General features: G+C 55.5%; 12 protein-coding genes and 1 pseudogene. 12 read left to right on the forward strand and 1 reads right to left on the reverse strand.

The window, feature by feature from the left end:
- Nucleotides 1-1,741: 1,741 nt before the first annotated feature.
- From IEW19_RS03145 to IEW19_RS24380, 8 genes and pseudogenes are all read left to right on the forward strand, one after another.
- Nucleotides 1,742-2,851, forward strand: coding sequence for a glycosyltransferase (locus tag IEW19_RS03145; RefSeq protein ID WP_188570226.1), 1,110 nt, complete (start codon nucleotides 1,742-1,744; stop codon nucleotides 2,849-2,851).
- Complete coding sequence (locus tag IEW19_RS03150) at nucleotides 2,848-3,957, forward strand: glycosyltransferase family 4 protein (protein WP_188570227.1); 1,110 nt, start codon at nucleotides 2,848-2,850, stop codon at nucleotides 3,955-3,957. Before IEW19_RS03145 ends, IEW19_RS03150 begins: the two co-directional genes overlap by 4 nt.
- Nucleotides 3,958-4,659 carry an acyltransferase gene (locus tag IEW19_RS24075; protein ID WP_308419967.1) on the forward strand — a complete coding sequence of 234 codons (702 nt, stop codon included), beginning with the start codon at nucleotides 3,958-3,960 and terminating at the stop codon, nucleotides 4,657-4,659.
- Complete coding sequence (locus IEW19_RS03160) at nucleotides 4,646-5,596, forward strand: glycosyltransferase family 2 protein (protein WP_188570228.1); 951 nt, start codon at nucleotides 4,646-4,648, stop codon at nucleotides 5,594-5,596. Before IEW19_RS24075 ends, IEW19_RS03160 begins: the two co-directional genes overlap by 14 nt.
- Nucleotides 5,593-6,978, forward strand: a complete 1,386-nt coding sequence (locus IEW19_RS03165; RefSeq protein ID WP_188570229.1) for a glycosyltransferase — start codon at nucleotides 5,593-5,595, stop codon at nucleotides 6,976-6,978. The genes IEW19_RS03160 and IEW19_RS03165 overlap by 4 nt, the downstream gene beginning before the upstream one ends.
- Before the next feature lie 62 nt (nucleotides 6,979-7,040).
- Nucleotides 7,041-8,324 (forward strand): O-antigen ligase family protein, encoded by a 1,284-nt coding sequence (locus IEW19_RS03170; protein WP_188570230.1) that lies wholly within the window; start codon nucleotides 7,041-7,043, stop codon nucleotides 8,322-8,324.
- Nucleotides 8,321-9,262 (forward strand): glycosyltransferase, encoded by a 942-nt coding sequence (locus IEW19_RS03175; RefSeq protein ID WP_188570231.1) that lies wholly within the window; start codon nucleotides 8,321-8,323, stop codon nucleotides 9,260-9,262. Before IEW19_RS03170 ends, IEW19_RS03175 begins: the two co-directional genes overlap by 4 nt.
- A 477-nt stretch (nucleotides 9,263-9,739) precedes the next feature.
- Nucleotides 9,740-11,033: pseudogene (locus tag IEW19_RS24380) on the forward strand (ISL3 family transposase).
- A gap of 242 nt (nucleotides 11,034-11,275) precedes the next feature.
- On the opposite strand, the gene IEW19_RS03185 reads toward IEW19_RS24380, so the two are convergent.
- Entirely contained in the window at nucleotides 11,276-12,787 is a 1,512-nt protein-coding gene (locus IEW19_RS03185) for a tyrosine-protein kinase domain-containing protein (protein ID WP_444541729.1), read from the reverse strand.
- 1,415 nt (nucleotides 12,788-14,202) lie between these two features.
- Between IEW19_RS03185 and IEW19_RS03190 the strand changes: the two genes are divergently transcribed.
- From IEW19_RS03190 to IEW19_RS03205, 4 genes are all read left to right on the forward strand, one after another.
- Complete coding sequence (locus IEW19_RS03190; RefSeq protein ID WP_188570233.1) at nucleotides 14,203-15,030, forward strand: MBL fold metallo-hydrolase; 828 nt, start codon at nucleotides 14,203-14,205, stop codon at nucleotides 15,028-15,030.
- 50 nt (nucleotides 15,031-15,080) lie between these two features.
- Nucleotides 15,081-15,224, forward strand: a complete 144-nt coding sequence (locus IEW19_RS03195) for a hypothetical protein (RefSeq protein WP_188570234.1) — start codon at nucleotides 15,081-15,083, stop codon at nucleotides 15,222-15,224.
- A 131-nt stretch (nucleotides 15,225-15,355) separates the two neighbouring features.
- A complete protein-coding gene (locus tag IEW19_RS03200; RefSeq protein WP_188570235.1) occupies nucleotides 15,356-15,739 on the forward strand; it encodes a hypothetical protein in 384 nt (127 codons plus the stop codon).
- Entirely contained in the window at nucleotides 15,717-16,403 is a 687-nt protein-coding gene (locus IEW19_RS03205) for a hypothetical protein (RefSeq protein ID WP_188570236.1), read from the forward strand. Before IEW19_RS03200 ends, IEW19_RS03205 begins: the two co-directional genes overlap by 23 nt.
- Nucleotides 16,404-16,661: the final 258 nt, after the last annotated feature.

Consider the following 16,661-nt stretch of genomic DNA (forward strand, 5'->3'; position numbering starts at 1 on the left):
CATAGGACGAAGTGTGAACCACCAGCTTCCGACCATTCTGGCGCACCCGTGCGTGTCCGCGCTCCAGATTCAGGTATCTTATTAGAGGCTCGCATTGGTGCTACGTGTTTCCAGAAAGCACAGTGCCGCCTCTGGCCACGGTCTCTCACCTTTCAAACTGCTGGACGCTACCTACGAACGCACTAGATGTTCGCCGGTGAGGGACCACCGTCAAACAGGCTCTGGTGCTTGGGGTTCGTGCACCAGGCACAAATCCTGGCTCGACGGAAGGTAGGAGGGGGGACCTATGGCTCTTTACACGTCTTTTCGGCGTACTCGGGCTAGCCGATTTCTCGCCGCGGTATCTGGCTACTCGGCGACGGTGGTCACGTCCGCCGCTGTGAGCGTGGCAGTTATACCCATCGTTATCTCAACGTCGGGGGCTGGTGGATGGTCGGCTATAGCCGTAGGACAGTCAGTGGGGTCGATAGCAGCAGTTCTCATAGCCTTGGGGTGGGGCATTACGGGACCGGCCCTGATAGCCAGAGCTCTGCCGGACGAACGGGCGCAATTAGTCGCAGACTCGGTCGTGTCACGCCTCTGGTTAAGCGCCCTGGTCTTGCCTGTAGCGGCGATCGTTGCCTGGATATCGACGCCACTGTATCCCGTTTCCGCGCTTTTGGCGGCGACAAATGTTGCAACGGTTGGGTTAGGCCTAGTTTGGTATTTCGTAGGAGTCGGGTCGCCAAGGCAACTGTTCATTCTGGATACCCTCCCGAGAGCATTGGGAAGCATCCTTGCCGGGGGTCTTCTGTGGGCTACTCGATCTCTGGAACTGTTTGCGGCCGTGCAGCTTCTTTTCAGTTGCGGGGCCGTTGCTATATCGATTCGTGCTTCTGCAGGGAGGTGCGGCGACGGGACTAATTGGGTCTGGTCTCTTCGATGGTCTCTGCTGACCATCCGACAGCAACTGCTCCCGTCAGCCACAGCAATCGCGACTTCAGTGTACGGTGCGCTGCCCACGCTTGCTGTCGCTTGGCTCGCTCCCGCAGGGGTGGGAGTCTATGCACTCGCCGAGCGACTGGGTCGCTACGTAACTATGGCTGTTACTCCCCTCCACAACTGGATGCAGGGTTGGGTTCCGGCGGCCCGGGACTCCTCATCAATCAATCAGCGTATTCGCGCCGCTATCTTGGCAGCGATAACAGTTGGCGGAGGCGCTGGCATAGCGTTATATCTGCTGGGCCCTGTGTTGGGACGCCTGCTGGGCGGCGGAACCATTTCCCTGGACAGCATGCTCATCGCAGGAGTAGCAGTCGCAATTGCAGCTACGACCGTGTCGCGCTGTACAGGTGGAGCGTGTCTTATCGCCTTGAACGATGCAAAATCCGTAGCTATCAGTTCTTTTGTTGGAGCCGGGACGTGCGTGCTTGCCTTGGGCGTGCTTGTGCCCCCAATGGGGGCCATTGGGGCGGCCATGGCTATGGCTATGGCCGAAGTCACTGTACTTCTATATCAAATAGTAGCTCTACTAACTTTTCTCATAACCGGTAGAGGTCGAACCAATAGGCAAGCCGCCATGCCGGTCATGAGACATGCCCGTCGAAACGCGGGCTACTACAAAAACAAATAGATACAACCGTCAAAGAGTCGAAGCGCTATACGTGAGCAGGAATTTTACCCACTGTATTCAGGAGTCACGACATGGATATTCTCCTAATATGTGCTCAAAGCGCGCAATTGGAAGAGTAAGGAAAAGCGGATGCGGCGTTCAGTAGCAATCATTGGCACGAGGGGTTATCCCAGTTATTACGGTGGCTTCGAGACCGCCGTTCGTCACCTAGCGCCGTACCTGGCTCGAAACGGATGGGATGTGACTGTATACGGGCGTGCGGGTGCTGTGCGCTTAGACGATCCCACACGCGAAAAACTCGTTACAAGCAGAAATACGCCGGGACTCGAAACCAAATCCCTGAGCACAATGTCTCACGGGCTGACTGCCACTGTCGATGCAATCGTTAGAAAGCACGACGTTGCGCTGATAATGAATGTAGCCAATGGATTCTGGCTACCCCTGCTTTGGATTCGTGGTATTCCCAGTGTTGTAAATGTTGACGGGATCGAATGGGATAGACAAAAATGGGGTCGTGTCGCTAAAAACGTATTCAAAGCCGGCGCGGCCTTCACCGCGCGTTTCGCGACCCGCCTCGTATATGATGCGATAGCGATCTCTGAGCGTTGGGAAAGAGACTTTCATCGAGGCGGTGATTTTATCCCGTACGGTGGAACGAAGGCCGCATCCGTTGATCCCGGAGACGGCCTACTCAAGCGGCAGTACGTTCTTTTGGTAGCCAGATTCGTACCTGAAAATACAGTACCTCAGTTCTTGAAAGCTGTAGAGCTGTTGCCAGATGAGGTACAGGTTGTCATCGTAGGTTCTTCTGGCTACGGGGGCGAACTCGAAAATCAGACCCAAGCCCTGGTCGATGAACGACCCAACGTCCGATGGGAAGGACATGTCAGTGACGATGCTCGTCTATTCGGCTTGTGGCAAAATGCTGGCGTATATTTTCACGGACACAGTGTAGGGGGGACAAATCCCGCGCTAGTGCAGGCGATGATGTGTGGTGCACCCACGTTGGCGCTTGACACGATCTATAACAGGGAAGTTCTGGGTGACACTGGGCAGTTTACTTCTAGCGATCCGCATGAGATTGCGAGCGCGATAATGCGCCTTCTGAATGATGATTCAGAAAGGGAGCGCCTTTCAAAGCTAACCGCAGAACGCGCTATTGACTATTACTCATGGGAAGGGGTCCTAGCCAAGTACGAGGAATCCCTAATTACAGCGCTCAAGGGATGGCGGTCATGAGTGAAAATTGCTTTATAGAAACGGACGATGAAGTGCAAACTCTTGGCGGCCTTTGCGTTCTCATCGACGGGCATTGGTTAATAGACGGGCCACCCTCCGGGAAGAACGTTCTTGAAGGAATCATTCGCGCGTGGACTGAGGCGTTCCCTCAAGATGAATTGACGATCAGGCTGCCCGCCGGACCCTTGCCGCATTTCGTTGAGAATTTGAGCATCCAACGTAGTGGGCCCCTATCGGGGAAAAATCACGCGTTGAGTGTCTTGACGACAAAAGCACATGAAGATCATTTTGATGCATACTTGTCGCAAAACTTTGGCGGGATACTTGGCTCTACGCCAAAGTTTACATTTCTCCATGATGGCATTTACAAAGCACAACCTCAATGGTTTTCGATGCTTGAACGCCTATATTTATGCCTCATAAAACCTTCGCTCTTTCGAAGCCGTGCAATCTTCACTTCCTCCGCTTCTGAGAAAAAGCGGATAGAAACTCTGTGGCCGTCTCTGGACGGTAAAGTGGAAGCAATTGGTCTTGCTGTCCCGTATGCGCTAGTTGAAGCAACAGCCTCTGAACCCAACGCACTTCCGATGTTTAGTCGCCCGTATTTGATGACGGTGGGACGCCTTAATATTAGGAAAAACTTGGCACGGCTTATAGAGGCGTACTCAAACAGCCCAATCTCAGACGAATTTGATCTCTACGTGATCGGCGAACCGAACGGCTTAGCGGGCAAAATCGCTCGTCAGCACCCCGGTGTAAATTTTCTTACCGCGGTAAAAGATGATCAACTCCGATGGTTATACGAGCACGCGACTGCCTTCATCTTCCCTTCTCTAGACGAGGGATTTGGTCTCCCCATAATTGAGGCTGCGTATTTTGGCATCCCGATAGCAGCCAGCGACATTGCGCCGTTTCGAGAGGTCGGAGTTGCAAGTCAATACTTTAACCCAGAAAACATCGAATCAATAAAGCTGGCCATGGAGCGCTTAGTGGATAAATCGCCTGAGGGCGGAGTTCCTTACGATGCGAGCAAGTTGCGGTCGTGGACAGCAGTTGTTTCCCACTTACGGAATCGCATTCTTACTGAATTGAAAGAGAGTTCGTAGATGCTATTGACGGCAATCAATAACTATTACAAAAAACTTCGTGGCACAAGTGAGGGTCTTGATCCGCGACTGAACCTTTCAATTGTTTTTGCGTTTGTCGCGTCGAAGTTAGTCCAAAGGGGTCGTTCCATTTTGCATGGACGTCCTGGCGCTTTCCAAGGAACGGGTGTAAAAATTGTCGCGCGCGGACTTTTGCAGATCGGTACGGGGGTCGCCCTTGCTGACAATGTCGCTATAAACGCGGCCTCAACTGATGGAATCGTCCTCAACTCGAATGTAACACTTGATAACCACGCAATACTGCGGGCATCGGGTGTCCTTCGAAACCTCGGTGTAGGCATTGTAGTAGGTGAGAACAGCTCAATCGGGGCCTATAACTTCATACACGGTGGTGGGGGTGTCAAGATTGGAGCCAATTGTCTTCTCGGTCCCAACGTTTCGATATTCTCTGAAAATCACAATTTTGAGGATGTTGCGAGACCAATTCGTTTGCAGGGTGAATCGCGATTGGCCGTCTTTATAGAGGACGATGTCTGGGTTGGCGCCGGCAGTACGATCCTACCTGGAGTCATAATAGGAACCGGGGCTATCATTGCGGCAGGATCCGTGGTCACACGCTCCGTTCCAGCGTTTGCCGTAGCCGGCGGTGTTCCTGCCAAAATTATTAAAATGCGCACAGGAGCTGCTAGTGACCGTCTTTAGCTTAGCCATAGTCATTGTCACGTATAATAGCGCTGACGTCATTGGGGCATGTCTACAGGCCCTAGCTCCCGTCGAGGACCTGGAACTTGAAATAATTGTTGTAGATAATGCCTCTGCGGATGACACGGCCGATTTCGTTCGTTTGAACTATCCTGAGGTTCGCCTCATTCAGAACTCTGAAAATGTTGGTTTCGCGAAAGCAGTAAATCTTGGGGCTTCTATGTCAGGCAGTGATAATCTAGCCCTGGTGAATCCAGACGCGATAGTTTCCTCGACTGCGCTGCGACAGCTTTTGAAAATTCAGGATTCAAGGGCTACGCCCTCGATCATTGCTCCTCGAATTATCCAACCCCAGGGTCGCCTACTGATCAGTTCCGGAGGTCACTTTCCAACAGTATGGCGAATGTTATGTCATTATTTTGCCATTTCTCGGATTATTGATTCTCCGCGCTTTGAGGGACACTATCTACTAGAGCACCAGCTGGATGCTCTCGAGTCTGTCGATTGGGTGACGGGTGCCGTTTGGATCATTCCAACAGCGCAATGGCGTAGGCTGAATGGCCTTACTGAGCGCTGGTTCATGTACGCGGAGGACGTTGAGTTCTGCTGGAGGGCCAAGAACAATGGTCTAGATGTGTTGATGGCGCGTGATATCGCCGCCACGCACCTCGTAGGAGGAAGTTCCGGTCACCTCCGCTCTACGCGTTCTGACTGGATTGTGAATCTTTTCGATTTCTACTGTTCATCGGTTACTAGTAATGTCTTTGCACGTGTTGCATGGAAGATGGTGGTTTGCTCAGGTCTAATGGCTAGATCCGGGGCCTATCTAATAAAAGGAATGGCAGTCAGGAAAGAGTCGGACTCTTATGATTGGAGTTATGAATCAAGACGCTTCGCCAAGTTTTCTGTTTCTCTCGCGAAGGCTAAGTCAAAATGATCTTTACGAATCTCGGGCAAGCGTTCTTATCTATTATGTCGCAGCGCAAGGTTCAGAATTATGACAACCCGCCGGTTGTCCTAATATGCGCATATGCTGCCGATCCCAATATTCCTAGTGAACCAACCATCGGGTGGACGTTTATCCGCAGCGCAATGAGGGCAGTTTCGGGACGAGAAGTAAAAGTAGTTGTGGTTACGAATCGTCGGTCTGCGCAGGCAATTTGCAGAGCTTTCCCCTTGGAACTTAATGGGAATCTAGAGGTTGCTGCCGTAGGATTACCGCAGTGGCTGCGATGGCTAGAGCGGCCTCGTATTAATTTTCTGGCCCGGATCGAGTACTTACTTTGGTTTCTCTATGCTAAAAGATCAATTGGCGCAATGGCGCGTAGAACCCAAATTTTACTTGCGCACCACGTTACCTTTGCAACGGAAATGTTGCCAACGCCAATCACGGCAGCTGGAAAAGGGTCGTTTAAGGTTTGGGGACCTGTAGGCTCAGATGGTGCAGCCGATGTTTATAGGGTTCATCCAACCGTACGTGGTACAGGCCGGGAGTTCTGGATCCAAGCTCTACGAGATAAATTGTCTGCAATCGTGGCGCCAGTTTTAGCTTCCAGTGTCGATCTAGTGATAACGAGTCAGCAGGGGAAACTTAGCAAAAACTTGGTCGATCACAATATTAGAGCACTCACCTTTCCTAACCTCATTCTCCCCGAGGAACTTCGCGACACGATCCTATCCGCGCGCCACGCAGCCAGGAGAAACGGGCCGAGTGACATTCTTGAACTGATGCTCGTTGGTCATTTGATACCCCGTAAGAGACCGGAGTTGGCCATCGCAGCTCTGTGTGAACCTGCTCTTTCCAAAGCTCGTCTCAACGTATTTGGGGGCGCAACTGGGGGAGATGACCGTACGCTTCGAGATATGGTTCGGCGACTCGGTCTTTCTGACAGGGTAGTTTTTCATGGAGCTGTCGACCGCTCCGTGATCCTGGACTTCATGTGTAAGTCCGATGTGCTCGTACATCCATCTGGTCGGGAGGGGGCGGTGGGAGTAATTGGTGAGGCAACCGTTGCAGGCATCCCGGTTGTGTGTTTCGAAGGAACTGGCGCAGCGTTAGTTCTTCGAGCCGCCGGCGGCCATGGTGTCCTGGTTGATGCTTCCTCCCCTGATCCACTGACTGAATTTGCGTCGGCAATTCACCAGGCGGCAAGGCTGGGCCGAGGTAGTGCCGCCGATTGGTCTGCTGCCCGATTTGATGATCTGGAACTGGCCTTGGTGGACTATGCGGTGCGACAAGGTGATGTCCGTGCTGCTACAACGAACTACGCAAACCAAGAGGTCAACGCGTTGGCTGACAGTTTGTGGTCTCAGCCTTGAATTTCTTGCTCGAAACCGCCAAAAGTGGCAGACCACGGCAAACGACGCGGAAGGGTTCCCAGATGTCGAAGCAGCTCAAGGGCCTGTGGTTACTGTACTTTGCCGGAATGTCTCTAACTGGTGTGATATTCATGGTGGGACCAGCTTCGGTGCGTCTGGAGCATCTATGTCTACCGCTACTAGTTTTTCTCACCGTTCGTTTGCTTACGAGTCCTATTCTTCCTAGTGAAACACGGCTGCCTAAGCCCCCTATGGCAATGATCGTTCTTCTAAGCGTGACTTGGGTTCTTCTCGCGCTTGTCGTCACAGTTGTCCGTGCCCCCGAAGCGAACAAAAGTATTTGGGTATTGGTACAGATTTCTACTGGCATCTTGGGATTTCTTTTAGTGCGCCCAGTTTCGAATAGCATCAAGATTGAACTAGTGTTAATTGGAACCAAGTTTTTGATGCTGCTTTGTATTGTAAGTGTGTTGAGCTTCTGTCTAGTCGTCTTTGCTGGCCTTCCCTCGAAGTCGGTAATAGGTGTCTCCAGTGATCTAAGACTTGTCGGAGTGTCTTTTGAACCCAACATTTTTGCGAGCCAAATTATCGGATGGCTTGCGGTACTCTACTACTGGCGTGATGACCTACCGAGATGGACGCGAAAAGCTTCCGTAGTCCTTGTTGTGGCCGTCATTCTCGCTGGTACACGTGCTGCTTGGATTGCGCTAATTATACTGTTCGCATTGTGGGTAGTGACCGGATACAAAGGTCGTCCGATGGCCACTATATTCGCAATTTTTCCAATCGCCGCGGCTGGATTGTATTTGAGTTTCTACACGCCAGCGACTGGTGTTTATAATCAGCTTCCCCTGGTGGATCGATTTTTTAGCCTCATGGACACCGAATCGGGTACCGGCGCCTATCGTCTTCAGATATATGATCTTGCCTATTCTGACATAAATGCATCGGGGAGATGGTTTTTTGGCTCGGGAATGAACACTTTTTCGCAGCATAATCTCGTTGATCCAACAAATGTTGGCGCGGCATATCTGAGCTCTGTTTGGTGGGCTCTTTTGTACGATGTTGGAATCATTGGGCTCATCTTTTTTGTCGCCATCCTTTTGGTCGGCTTCGTCGGTGCCGAGCGAAAAATTGGCGCTCTGGCGGTGTACGTTGTTGTCCTCGTTTGCGCTTCGACGACAAATCTCATATGGTTTGCTTACCCGTGGCTTTACTGGGGACTTATCGGGCTGAGAGAATCGAGTGCGGGGCGCGAGGCTGCGTTATCCCATGGTTTAAGTGACGGGCATAAGCCGTTAGAGAGATTTCGGTACCCTATTAGTCCAAAGGACGTCCTCGGATGAGCAGCATTCGTGTAGAGCCGTCGGCTGTAAATAGTCGTGTGGCTATCATTGTTGTCACATTCAACTCGGAAATTTCAAAGTTAAGGTCCAGCCTCGAAGCTTTCAAGGATCGGTCATGGATATCAGTATTTGTTTCCGACAATAGTACGGACATGGAAGTTCGCTCGTCGCTGACGTCTCTCGCTCAGGACCTTAGTTTTTTTTACGAATACAATAACGGGAATGTTGGCATCGGTGAAGCGCAGAATCGCGCGATACTCCGCGCGAGGGAGCAAGGGCATGAGTATGCGCTTTTCCTGGATGATGACAGCGCTATTAGTGTCGAGGCAATTTCTACACTTCTGAATAGTTTTGTCTCCATATCTGCTTCGGGGCGCCTTGTAGCGGCTGTTGGGCCGGTAATCACAGACGCCCGTTCTCAGGAGTCTCTCATCTTCAGATGGCAAGGGTCGCGTCTCCGACAGTATTCTCTTCCTGTCGGGGATTCTCCGATCGAGGTGGCCTTCATGTTGAGCTCTGGTTCGTTGACGAGCTTTGAGAGATTGAATGAGATCGGACTAATGCGTGCTGATTATTTTATAGATCACGTTGATTTGGAGTGGGGTTTGCGCGCCGCTGCTCGAGGCTATGAAAGTTTTGTTATTCCGGCTGCTTTTATGACGCACTCACTGGGCGACACAGTGGCCAGTGCTGGTCGGGGAAATACTTTCGTCTATTCTCATGCGAGCCACAAGCGTGGTTTTTACCAATCACGCAACTTATTACTTCTTCTCGGAGACGTAGAGTTAGCGGCTCTCAAAAAAGTTGCCCTATTGCTTCGTCTGATGCGGAGCCTAGCACGGGACCTTTCTAATTTCCATTCATGGCGCAAGTTACCCTACCAGGTTCTTGGCATCTGGCATGGAATCAGAGGTTTAAGAGGACCACTGGATCCGTAAAGGTTGCTTGACCCAAAATTTTTGGCTCGTCGTCAGAGCTTCTGCTTGTCTGTTCTGCTTTGGCGCTTAAACAGGTGAACAGGGTCCGGATTAGCGTCTTACTATACCGTCTTGGCAGATTAGCGACAGGCGGATTGATTTGATGCAATAAGAGGACCTCCGTGGGTTGTGTGGTGCTTGTCGAGAGCCAACACAAACCAGGAGGTCCTCGTGTCCCACCTTAAAGCGTGTTCGGCCTATTGAGGGCATCTGCAGGTGGTCCGGTACATTGTGGTGACCGCAGCGTCGGGATGCTGAGCGGTTCGGTGTCTCTGTGCCGATGGCGGTACTATGATCCCGCCGCTACCGGGAGGTGGGTGAAGGGGCTCTCCGTGGTTCGTGGTGAAACGGATTCTGTGTCTTGAAAGCTGAAGGGCTCGTAGCCCTGCTGTGATGAATGTTCTCTACGCATTCATCAAGAGTCAGGAGCTACGAGCCTTGATCGAGCCTACTTCCCCGCACCCCGATGCTGCCACCGCCATTTTCAACCTGCCCGATTGCCGCGCCACCGATACTGATGTCCTCACTTTAGGACAGTGGCGGGTCAATATCGAAGCCACGGCCGAGGCCGGCTGCCCGTCCTGCGGAGTGATCAGCGCTCGGGTGCATTCACGCCGGCCACAACGTCTGCGCGACATCCCTATCGCTGGCCCGGTCGAAGTGGTCTGGGCCAAGCGGAGATTCTTCTGCGATGAGTACCTCTGCCCGCGGCGGACGTTCGTGCAGGAAACAGCCCAGATCCCGCGCCGGGCACGGTCCACCCGCCGACTCCGCGACATCCTGGTGGCCGCCGTCATCGGATCCGGACGGGCCGCGGCGGAAGCGGCTTCCTCGTTCGGGTGTCTCCTGGTGGCTGGTGCAGCGGGCCTTGGATTCCGCAGCACTGACTCTGCCCAATGTGGCTCTTCGCCTTGGCTCCCCGGATGCTCGGGATCGACGAACACCGCTACCGGTCTGTGCGGTTTTCCGTGACCCGGCCACGAAGGCCTGGAAGCGCTACGATCCCTGGATGACCACCATTGTCGATCTGAACACCGGACAAGTGCTCGGGATCGTTGACGGCCGCGACAGCGAGGGCGTCGCAGAATGGCTGTTCGCCCGGCCACTGCAGTGGCGTCTGGGCGTGCAGGTCGTCGTGATCGACCCGTCAGCGGGCTTCCGCAAGGCACTGCGGATGTGGCTGCCACGCACCGCGGTCTCGGTCGACACGTTTCATCTGGTCAAGCTCGGCAACGACATGCTCACCGTGGTCCGGCAACGCCTCACCCAGCAGGTGCATGGCCGGCGAGGACGCTCCATCGATCCGGTCTGGGCCAACCGGCGACTGCTCCTGCGGGCCGGGGACACGCTATCGGACCGGGCCCGGAACAGGCTAAGCACAGTGTTCGCCACCGACGATGCCACTGGGAAACTGCAGGCCGCCTGGCTGGTCAAAGAACAGCTGCGGACCCTGCTCGCTAGCGGATCCCTCGCCGATGCGGCCGCCGCGAAAGACCGACTCCAGGCCTTGGCAGAATAATCCGCACAGCGGGAAACCAGCCGGCTCTGACGCACAATCTGCCGATGGTGGAAAGAGATCGAAGTCCTGATTGTCACCGGCGCGACAACGGCGAAAGTGGAAGCCATCAACACCGCGATCAAGTACATCAAAAGGACAGGCCTGGGATTCACCAACGCACGCAACTACAAAATGCCTATCCTGTTGCGCAGTGCCGCCAAAACAGCGGCATGAACATTCATCACAGCAGACCATTCACCACAAACAGCGAAGAGCCCCTTCGGGGCACAACGATATGCTTCGATCCCCGACGGAACGGTGTCGGGCGGCTGTCCTAGTAGCGTGGGGCAGGAGTAGATAGAGTCGAACTTGTTACATACGGCTATGAGCGACCGCAGACGGGAAACCTTGTCAAAAACATCACAATCGGTTAAACGCATCCATGACGTTCAACCGATTGTACTGTAAAAGCTTTATCAGCTTTGAGAGCGATCTGAGGCCGAGATTCGATTTGGAAATGAGCTCGGGGGCCGACGATCTTCTAATTCGGGCAACGCGTCGTGATCAATCTTATCGATGTACTCGTCCCTGAAATTAGAGTTGTTGACCGTGCGGCGGCCAGACGACTTTTTTTTCTGTTTGGGTGCATCAGTGCGGTAGTAGTCGTAGCGGTAGGCGTCTGGACCTTTTGCGGGCAGTCGGTTTAGGACAGCCCCGAGAAGGTTTGCGTCGACCAACTCTAACGCTTTGAAAGCCTTCTCGAGTTCATTCTTTCGTAGCTTTTTTGACCCAACTACCAAGACAACCCCACCGACATATTGTGCTAGAACTGCCGCGTCCGTAACCGGCAACAAAGGTGGGGCGTCAATAACGACAGTATCGAAGTGTCCCTCCAAACGAGCAAGTGTCGCCTTCATAGCCTGCGAACCAAGCAATTCGCTGGGATTAGGGGGAGTGACGCCGGAAGTTAGGACGTAAAGGCTGTCATCGCCCCATGGCTGAAGCAGGTCATCTACGTCGGCTTGACCGAGAAGCGCCGTTGTCAGCCCCGCGCTTCGTTCCAAACCTAGGTACTCAGCCACCATTGGTCGACGCAAGTCCGCGTCAACGATGCATACCGACTGTCCAGACTGGGCCAATGCAATAGCGAGATTCGTGGCGGTTGTGCTTTTACCTTCTCCGGGGAGGGAGGATGTTACAAGGACTGTACGAGCCTGGCCAGACACATTGGCAAACTGAAGGTTAGTCCTAAGTTGTCTGAAGGATTCTGCCCTGGGACTTTGAGCTGCTGCTTGCGTCAGAAGGGGCCGGCGTGAAGCCTCTTGATCAAATGAGATTCCACCTAGAACAGGGATCGGGCTGATCCGCCGGAAATCCTCTTCGCCCCGAATTCTATTATCGAGGGTTGTTCGCAGGAAGCTGAGTCCTAGACCGAGTGCAAGGCCGACGACGAGTCCGGCCGCTATATTGAGTCTTGTATTTGGAGCCGACGGGCTCGATGCTGCCGTTGCTGGCTTGATGATTGAGAGTCCGACCGGTGAAGCGCCACCAGCTTTCGGGCTTTCGAGCTTCTCGACAGCGCGAACTAGGCTGTCCGCAATGGCGCGGGCTATCGCAGCGGCCCTGCTTGGTGACGTGTCACTCACAGATATGTTGATAAGTACCGTGTTGAGGTCAGTGCCTGCGGTTACACGCGCTGCTAACTGTTCAGGTGTCTCGCTGAGACCAAGTTCGTCGATGGCTGGCTGCAGGACCATAGGCGAAGCGATGGTTTTGACATATGACTGAACGCGCGCCTGGCTGAAGGTGTTACCCTGCTGAAGCTCCTGAACACTGCCGGAATTTTGTATCGCAACGAAGAGCTGGGTGCTTGACGTGTAAGTAGGCGTAGTCAATACGGACGCGCCGGCTCCGGCGATCAGCCCAACAAGAGTCCCGCCGACGAGTAGCATCCAGTTCCGCTGGAGAATACGGAAGAACTCATGCAAATCCAAATCGATGCCCCCTGAAGCAGCCTATATGGGCTCTTATCGCCCGCAACGTGGGCGCGTAGGGCGCCGACGGCACAATTGTACGGGGTGTTACACCCAACTCCGGCGGGGGGCAGGCTGGTTTCTTTCGGGTTGGCCTTGGAGGGCCCGCTCCGGCAGCCGCACTTGGGCGCAAGCCCATGCGCCGGGTACTCGCCAAATCTGTTCAGGTGATGAGCGCGTCAGACGCAACAATCGAGCTGGCGGACGTGCAGCGGGTAGGATCAACTAACTGCTATTTGCCGTGGGGGAAGTTCATGCGTGATGCGAAAAGCGGCCGCGGATACCTGTGGATGGACCTTGTCCGAGGGCTGGCCATTGTGTTGGTCATTGCTTGGCATGCTCAAGCTATACCCGCGTTGAACGGTTACGGGTGCCGAGATGGATAGCAGAGTTGAACACTTTCTTCCTGCCCTTTCGCATGCCAACCCTGATGTTCCTTTCTGGGATGCTACTCCCGCGATCCCTTACTAAGGGGACGTTACGGGTATTACGTGGGAAAGCTGCGTTATGTGGGATGGCCCTACGTAATTTGGGCTGCCATTTTTCTAGGCGTATTTTCTGGGATCCAGGCAATGCTGAATCCCCGCTCCTGGATAGCCACCGATTACCTATGGTTCCTCTTCTTTATCGGTTGTTACTATTGTATAGCGCCGGTATTTAGGAAGTTGCCTCATTGGATTCTTACAATATTAATGCTGCTTGCTTCGATTCCGTGGACACACAAGCTGATGGTTTGACCAGGCGGTTTCTCTACATGGGCGCATTTTTTCTTGGGGAATTTGGCCGCACATTCTAAAGGCATTTTTGAACGCCTTATAGGAAATGTGTGGGTGGTTTCGGTTTGTCTTGTTGCGTCTACTGTCGTGGGAATGCTTTCCATTAGCATTGGCGTTGAGCACCGAGGCCAATATGCTCCCCTTGTCATCTGCGGTATAGTGGGGATTTCTGGAGTCGCAAACAGGATTGCGAATTAGAGCTTTCTGAGTCCGCTGCTATTCATGGGCGTAAATTCGATTGTATTTTATGTGGCGCACTTCCCAATAATCTTGGCAATAGTCCGTGCAACTCATGGGACGACCGGCATAAATCTCTTGATCCCTGCTGTATTCTTGGCGGCTATGCTGGTCGGGTTTGTCCTATCTTCCTTCCGTCGATTCATCCCGGTCAAATGGCTATTCGAACTGCCAAGTCCGCAGGATTTTGCACGTGTGAAGGCATCGGGAGACCCTGTTGTCGGGACGGCTCCATCTCGAAGGCAGGGGTGACGCAAATCCCGCGTAATCGCTCTTGCAGTTCCGCATGGATTATGCGGAGTGGGTACAATCGGTCACCAGACGGACGCACACTGCTTTGCCGGAGGTACGAAAATAATGTCGGAATGGCTCGAAGTCGGCATGGACAACTATGTACTGGTCACTGAAGGATCCCTGCTGAACACGGGCCTGATTGTCGGCTCTGAACGCGCCATGGTCATCGACACCGGATGCGGACCCCGCCAGGGACGCCAGATCCTGGACGCGGTCAGGGAGAAGACAGACCTGCCGCTCGTGGTCGTCAACACCCACGCCCACTACGACCACTTCTTCGGCAACGCCGTCTTCGCCGAAGCCGGCGTCACCGAATTCTGGGCGCACCAGAACTGTGCAAGCGAGATTGACCAGCGTGGTGACGTGCAGCGTCGGCACGTTGGAACGCTTGAGCCTGAGATGGCCGCCGGTGAGGGCGAGAACGTCGAACTCGTGGTTCCCAACGCCATCGTCAAGGACCAGCCTGTATGGGTGGACCTTGGCGGCCTCACGGCAACGCTCTTCTATCTGGGCCGCGGCCACACGGACGGTGATCTCCTGGCGGGAACGGCCACCACTCTCTACGTCGGTGACCTGGTGGAACAGGGCGCCCACCCTTCGTTCGAAGACTCGTACCCCGAGGAATGGGCCGACGCACTCCGGCACATCTCCGCCCTGCGCCACCGTTACGAATTCCTGATCCCCGGCCACGGCAGGCCGTGCAGCGACCAGTTCGTCAAAACTATGGCCAACACCATGACCACCGCCGTCCGCCAGGCCCGCCAGTCCATCCGCGACACCCCCAACGACGCCACCAAAGCGATTCCCGTCCTGCCCTACGGCCCTGAGCAGTCCCGGTGGTTCATCAAGCGGCTCCAGGAGAACCGGCGCAGCAGCCACGAAGCCTCGTAACAAACGGCAGTTCCCGGGCAATCTTGAGGTTTGCTCCTTATGGTCAGCGCATGAGCCGGCACGGGGGAAGTTACGACGTTTGCTATTCGAAGCGGGATGCACGGCAGCGCAGGCTGCGGTACATCTCTTATGTGGCACTGGCGGCTCTGGCCGTTGCCACCATAGGGGTGGTCCTGATGGCGGTGGAGCGCTGAGCGCGCCACCCGCCCACAGAACGCGCTCACAGCGTCGAAAATCAGTCCTGACCTGCATAAACACCCATTCTTGAGTCAACCTTGAGGGCGCACCGCAGGATAAATTGAGTTCGCCCCGCCAAGGTGGAGGCATGCTCTCACGTCTCCGGGCAGGGAGCGTTGTTCTCACCTGCGCCCTGCTTGCCGCCGTCCAATTCCAGCCCGCCACCGCCACGGCCGCGGCCGCCGCGCCCGCCGCAGTACCTGCGGACAACGCCGCCGCGTCCCACACCAGCCCGGCCACCGCCTCCGCCGGCCTGGGCTCCGTCTCGGCCATGCCCGGCCAGTCAGGCCAACAGCTCGCCGTTCCGGTCGCCCAGGGCCTGCAGCCCGCGCGCATCACCGGCACCATCCGCGTCAGCGCCCAAGGCCGCACCCTTCTCGAAGCACCCGCCAAGGGAACCATCGTCCTGGACGCCCCCCCTCAGCGCGGCAGACCTCACCGACCACCAGTTGGTCCTGGCCCTCGAATATGACCCCGCCGTCCGGGACGTCTGCACCGCCACCCAGTCCACCGCCACGCTCAGCAGCATCAGCCTCACCACCCAGGGCGCCGAAACCGCGCCCACCACCGTGGCCGAATTCCTGGCCCCCTCCGTGCCCGCCATCCTCATCCCCGTCCCGGCCGACCTGGCCCACCGCTACCCGGACGCCGCACTCAAGCTAGTGCCGCCGTCGGACGTGGACGCCCAGGCCGCCGCCCTCCCCGCCGGCTCCCGCATCATCAGCATCAGCAGCACGCACGGCGCCGCCAGCACCACGCTCGGCACCCAGGCCGGCCGCCCCGCCCTCACCACCACCGGCACCGGCCAGGGGCTCCGCACCGCGCCACGCGCCCTGGCCGACACCAAATCCACCCTGGCGGACGGCGCCACCGTCACCGGCATGACCGCCACCGTCCCCGCCGCCGGGCCCGAACAAACTTCACGGACCGGGGCGCCCAGGCCATCCGGCTGGCCGGCTACGGATCCCAGGAAACCTACCTGGGCGTCAACCAGTCCCAGCTCGGCGGACCCCTCTCTCCCATCAGCCTCCAGCTTCGCGGCACCCACTCCGCCACCCCACCACGGGCAGGCTGCGCTCTCCGTCCCTGGAACGATTACCTGCTCGGCTCCCAAACCCATGACGGCGACACCTTGAACATCACCTCAGACGCCCCGGGCGCCGGGGACTGTTCCGGCCCTGCCGACCTGCTTCCCGCGGAACACCTGGGACTCCACCGGCAACTCCATCAACCCCGGCTTCGAACGCTTCCCCAGGGGCGGGGCAGCGTACTGCCCCTAGCGTTCTGACCCGGGCGTCGGCACCCGACGTCGCCAGCGGCCTCCTTCAGCCCTGATCCGGGTGTGAGGGGTCCGGGCCAGCCAATGGGGCGGCCGGTCTCCGTCACTACGTTGT

It is taken from the genome of Arthrobacter liuii (assembly GCF_014639275.1).
GTDB lineage: Bacteria > Actinomycetota > Actinomycetes > Actinomycetales > Micrococcaceae > Arthrobacter > Arthrobacter liuii.

Excerpts from the sequence above, each read along its gene's own strand:
- IEW19_RS03145 (WP_188570226.1), top strand. The coding sequence starts at position 1,742 with ATGCGGCGTTCAGTAGCAATCATTGGCACGAGGGGTTATCCCAGTTAT.
- IEW19_RS03150 (WP_188570227.1), top strand. The coding sequence starts at position 2,848 with ATGAGTGAAAATTGCTTTATAGAAACGGACGATGAAGTGCAAACTCTT.
- IEW19_RS24075 (WP_308419967.1), top strand. The coding sequence starts at position 3,958 with ATGCTATTGACGGCAATCAATAACTATTACAAAAAACTTCGTGGCACA.
- IEW19_RS03165 (WP_188570229.1), top strand. The coding sequence starts at position 5,593 with ATGATCTTTACGAATCTCGGGCAAGCGTTCTTATCTATTATGTCGCAG.
- IEW19_RS03170 (WP_188570230.1), top strand. The coding sequence starts at position 7,041 with ATGTCGAAGCAGCTCAAGGGCCTGTGGTTACTGTACTTTGCCGGAATG.
- IEW19_RS03175 (WP_188570231.1), top strand. The coding sequence starts at position 8,321 with ATGAGCAGCATTCGTGTAGAGCCGTCGGCTGTAAATAGTCGTGTGGCT.
- IEW19_RS03190 (WP_188570233.1), top strand. The coding sequence starts at position 14,203 with ATGTCGGAATGGCTCGAAGTCGGCATGGACAACTATGTACTGGTCACT.
- IEW19_RS03195 (WP_188570234.1), top strand. The coding sequence starts at position 15,081 with ATGAGCCGGCACGGGGGAAGTTACGACGTTTGCTATTCGAAGCGGGAT.
- IEW19_RS03200 (WP_188570235.1), top strand. The coding sequence starts at position 15,356 with ATGCTCTCACGTCTCCGGGCAGGGAGCGTTGTTCTCACCTGCGCCCTG.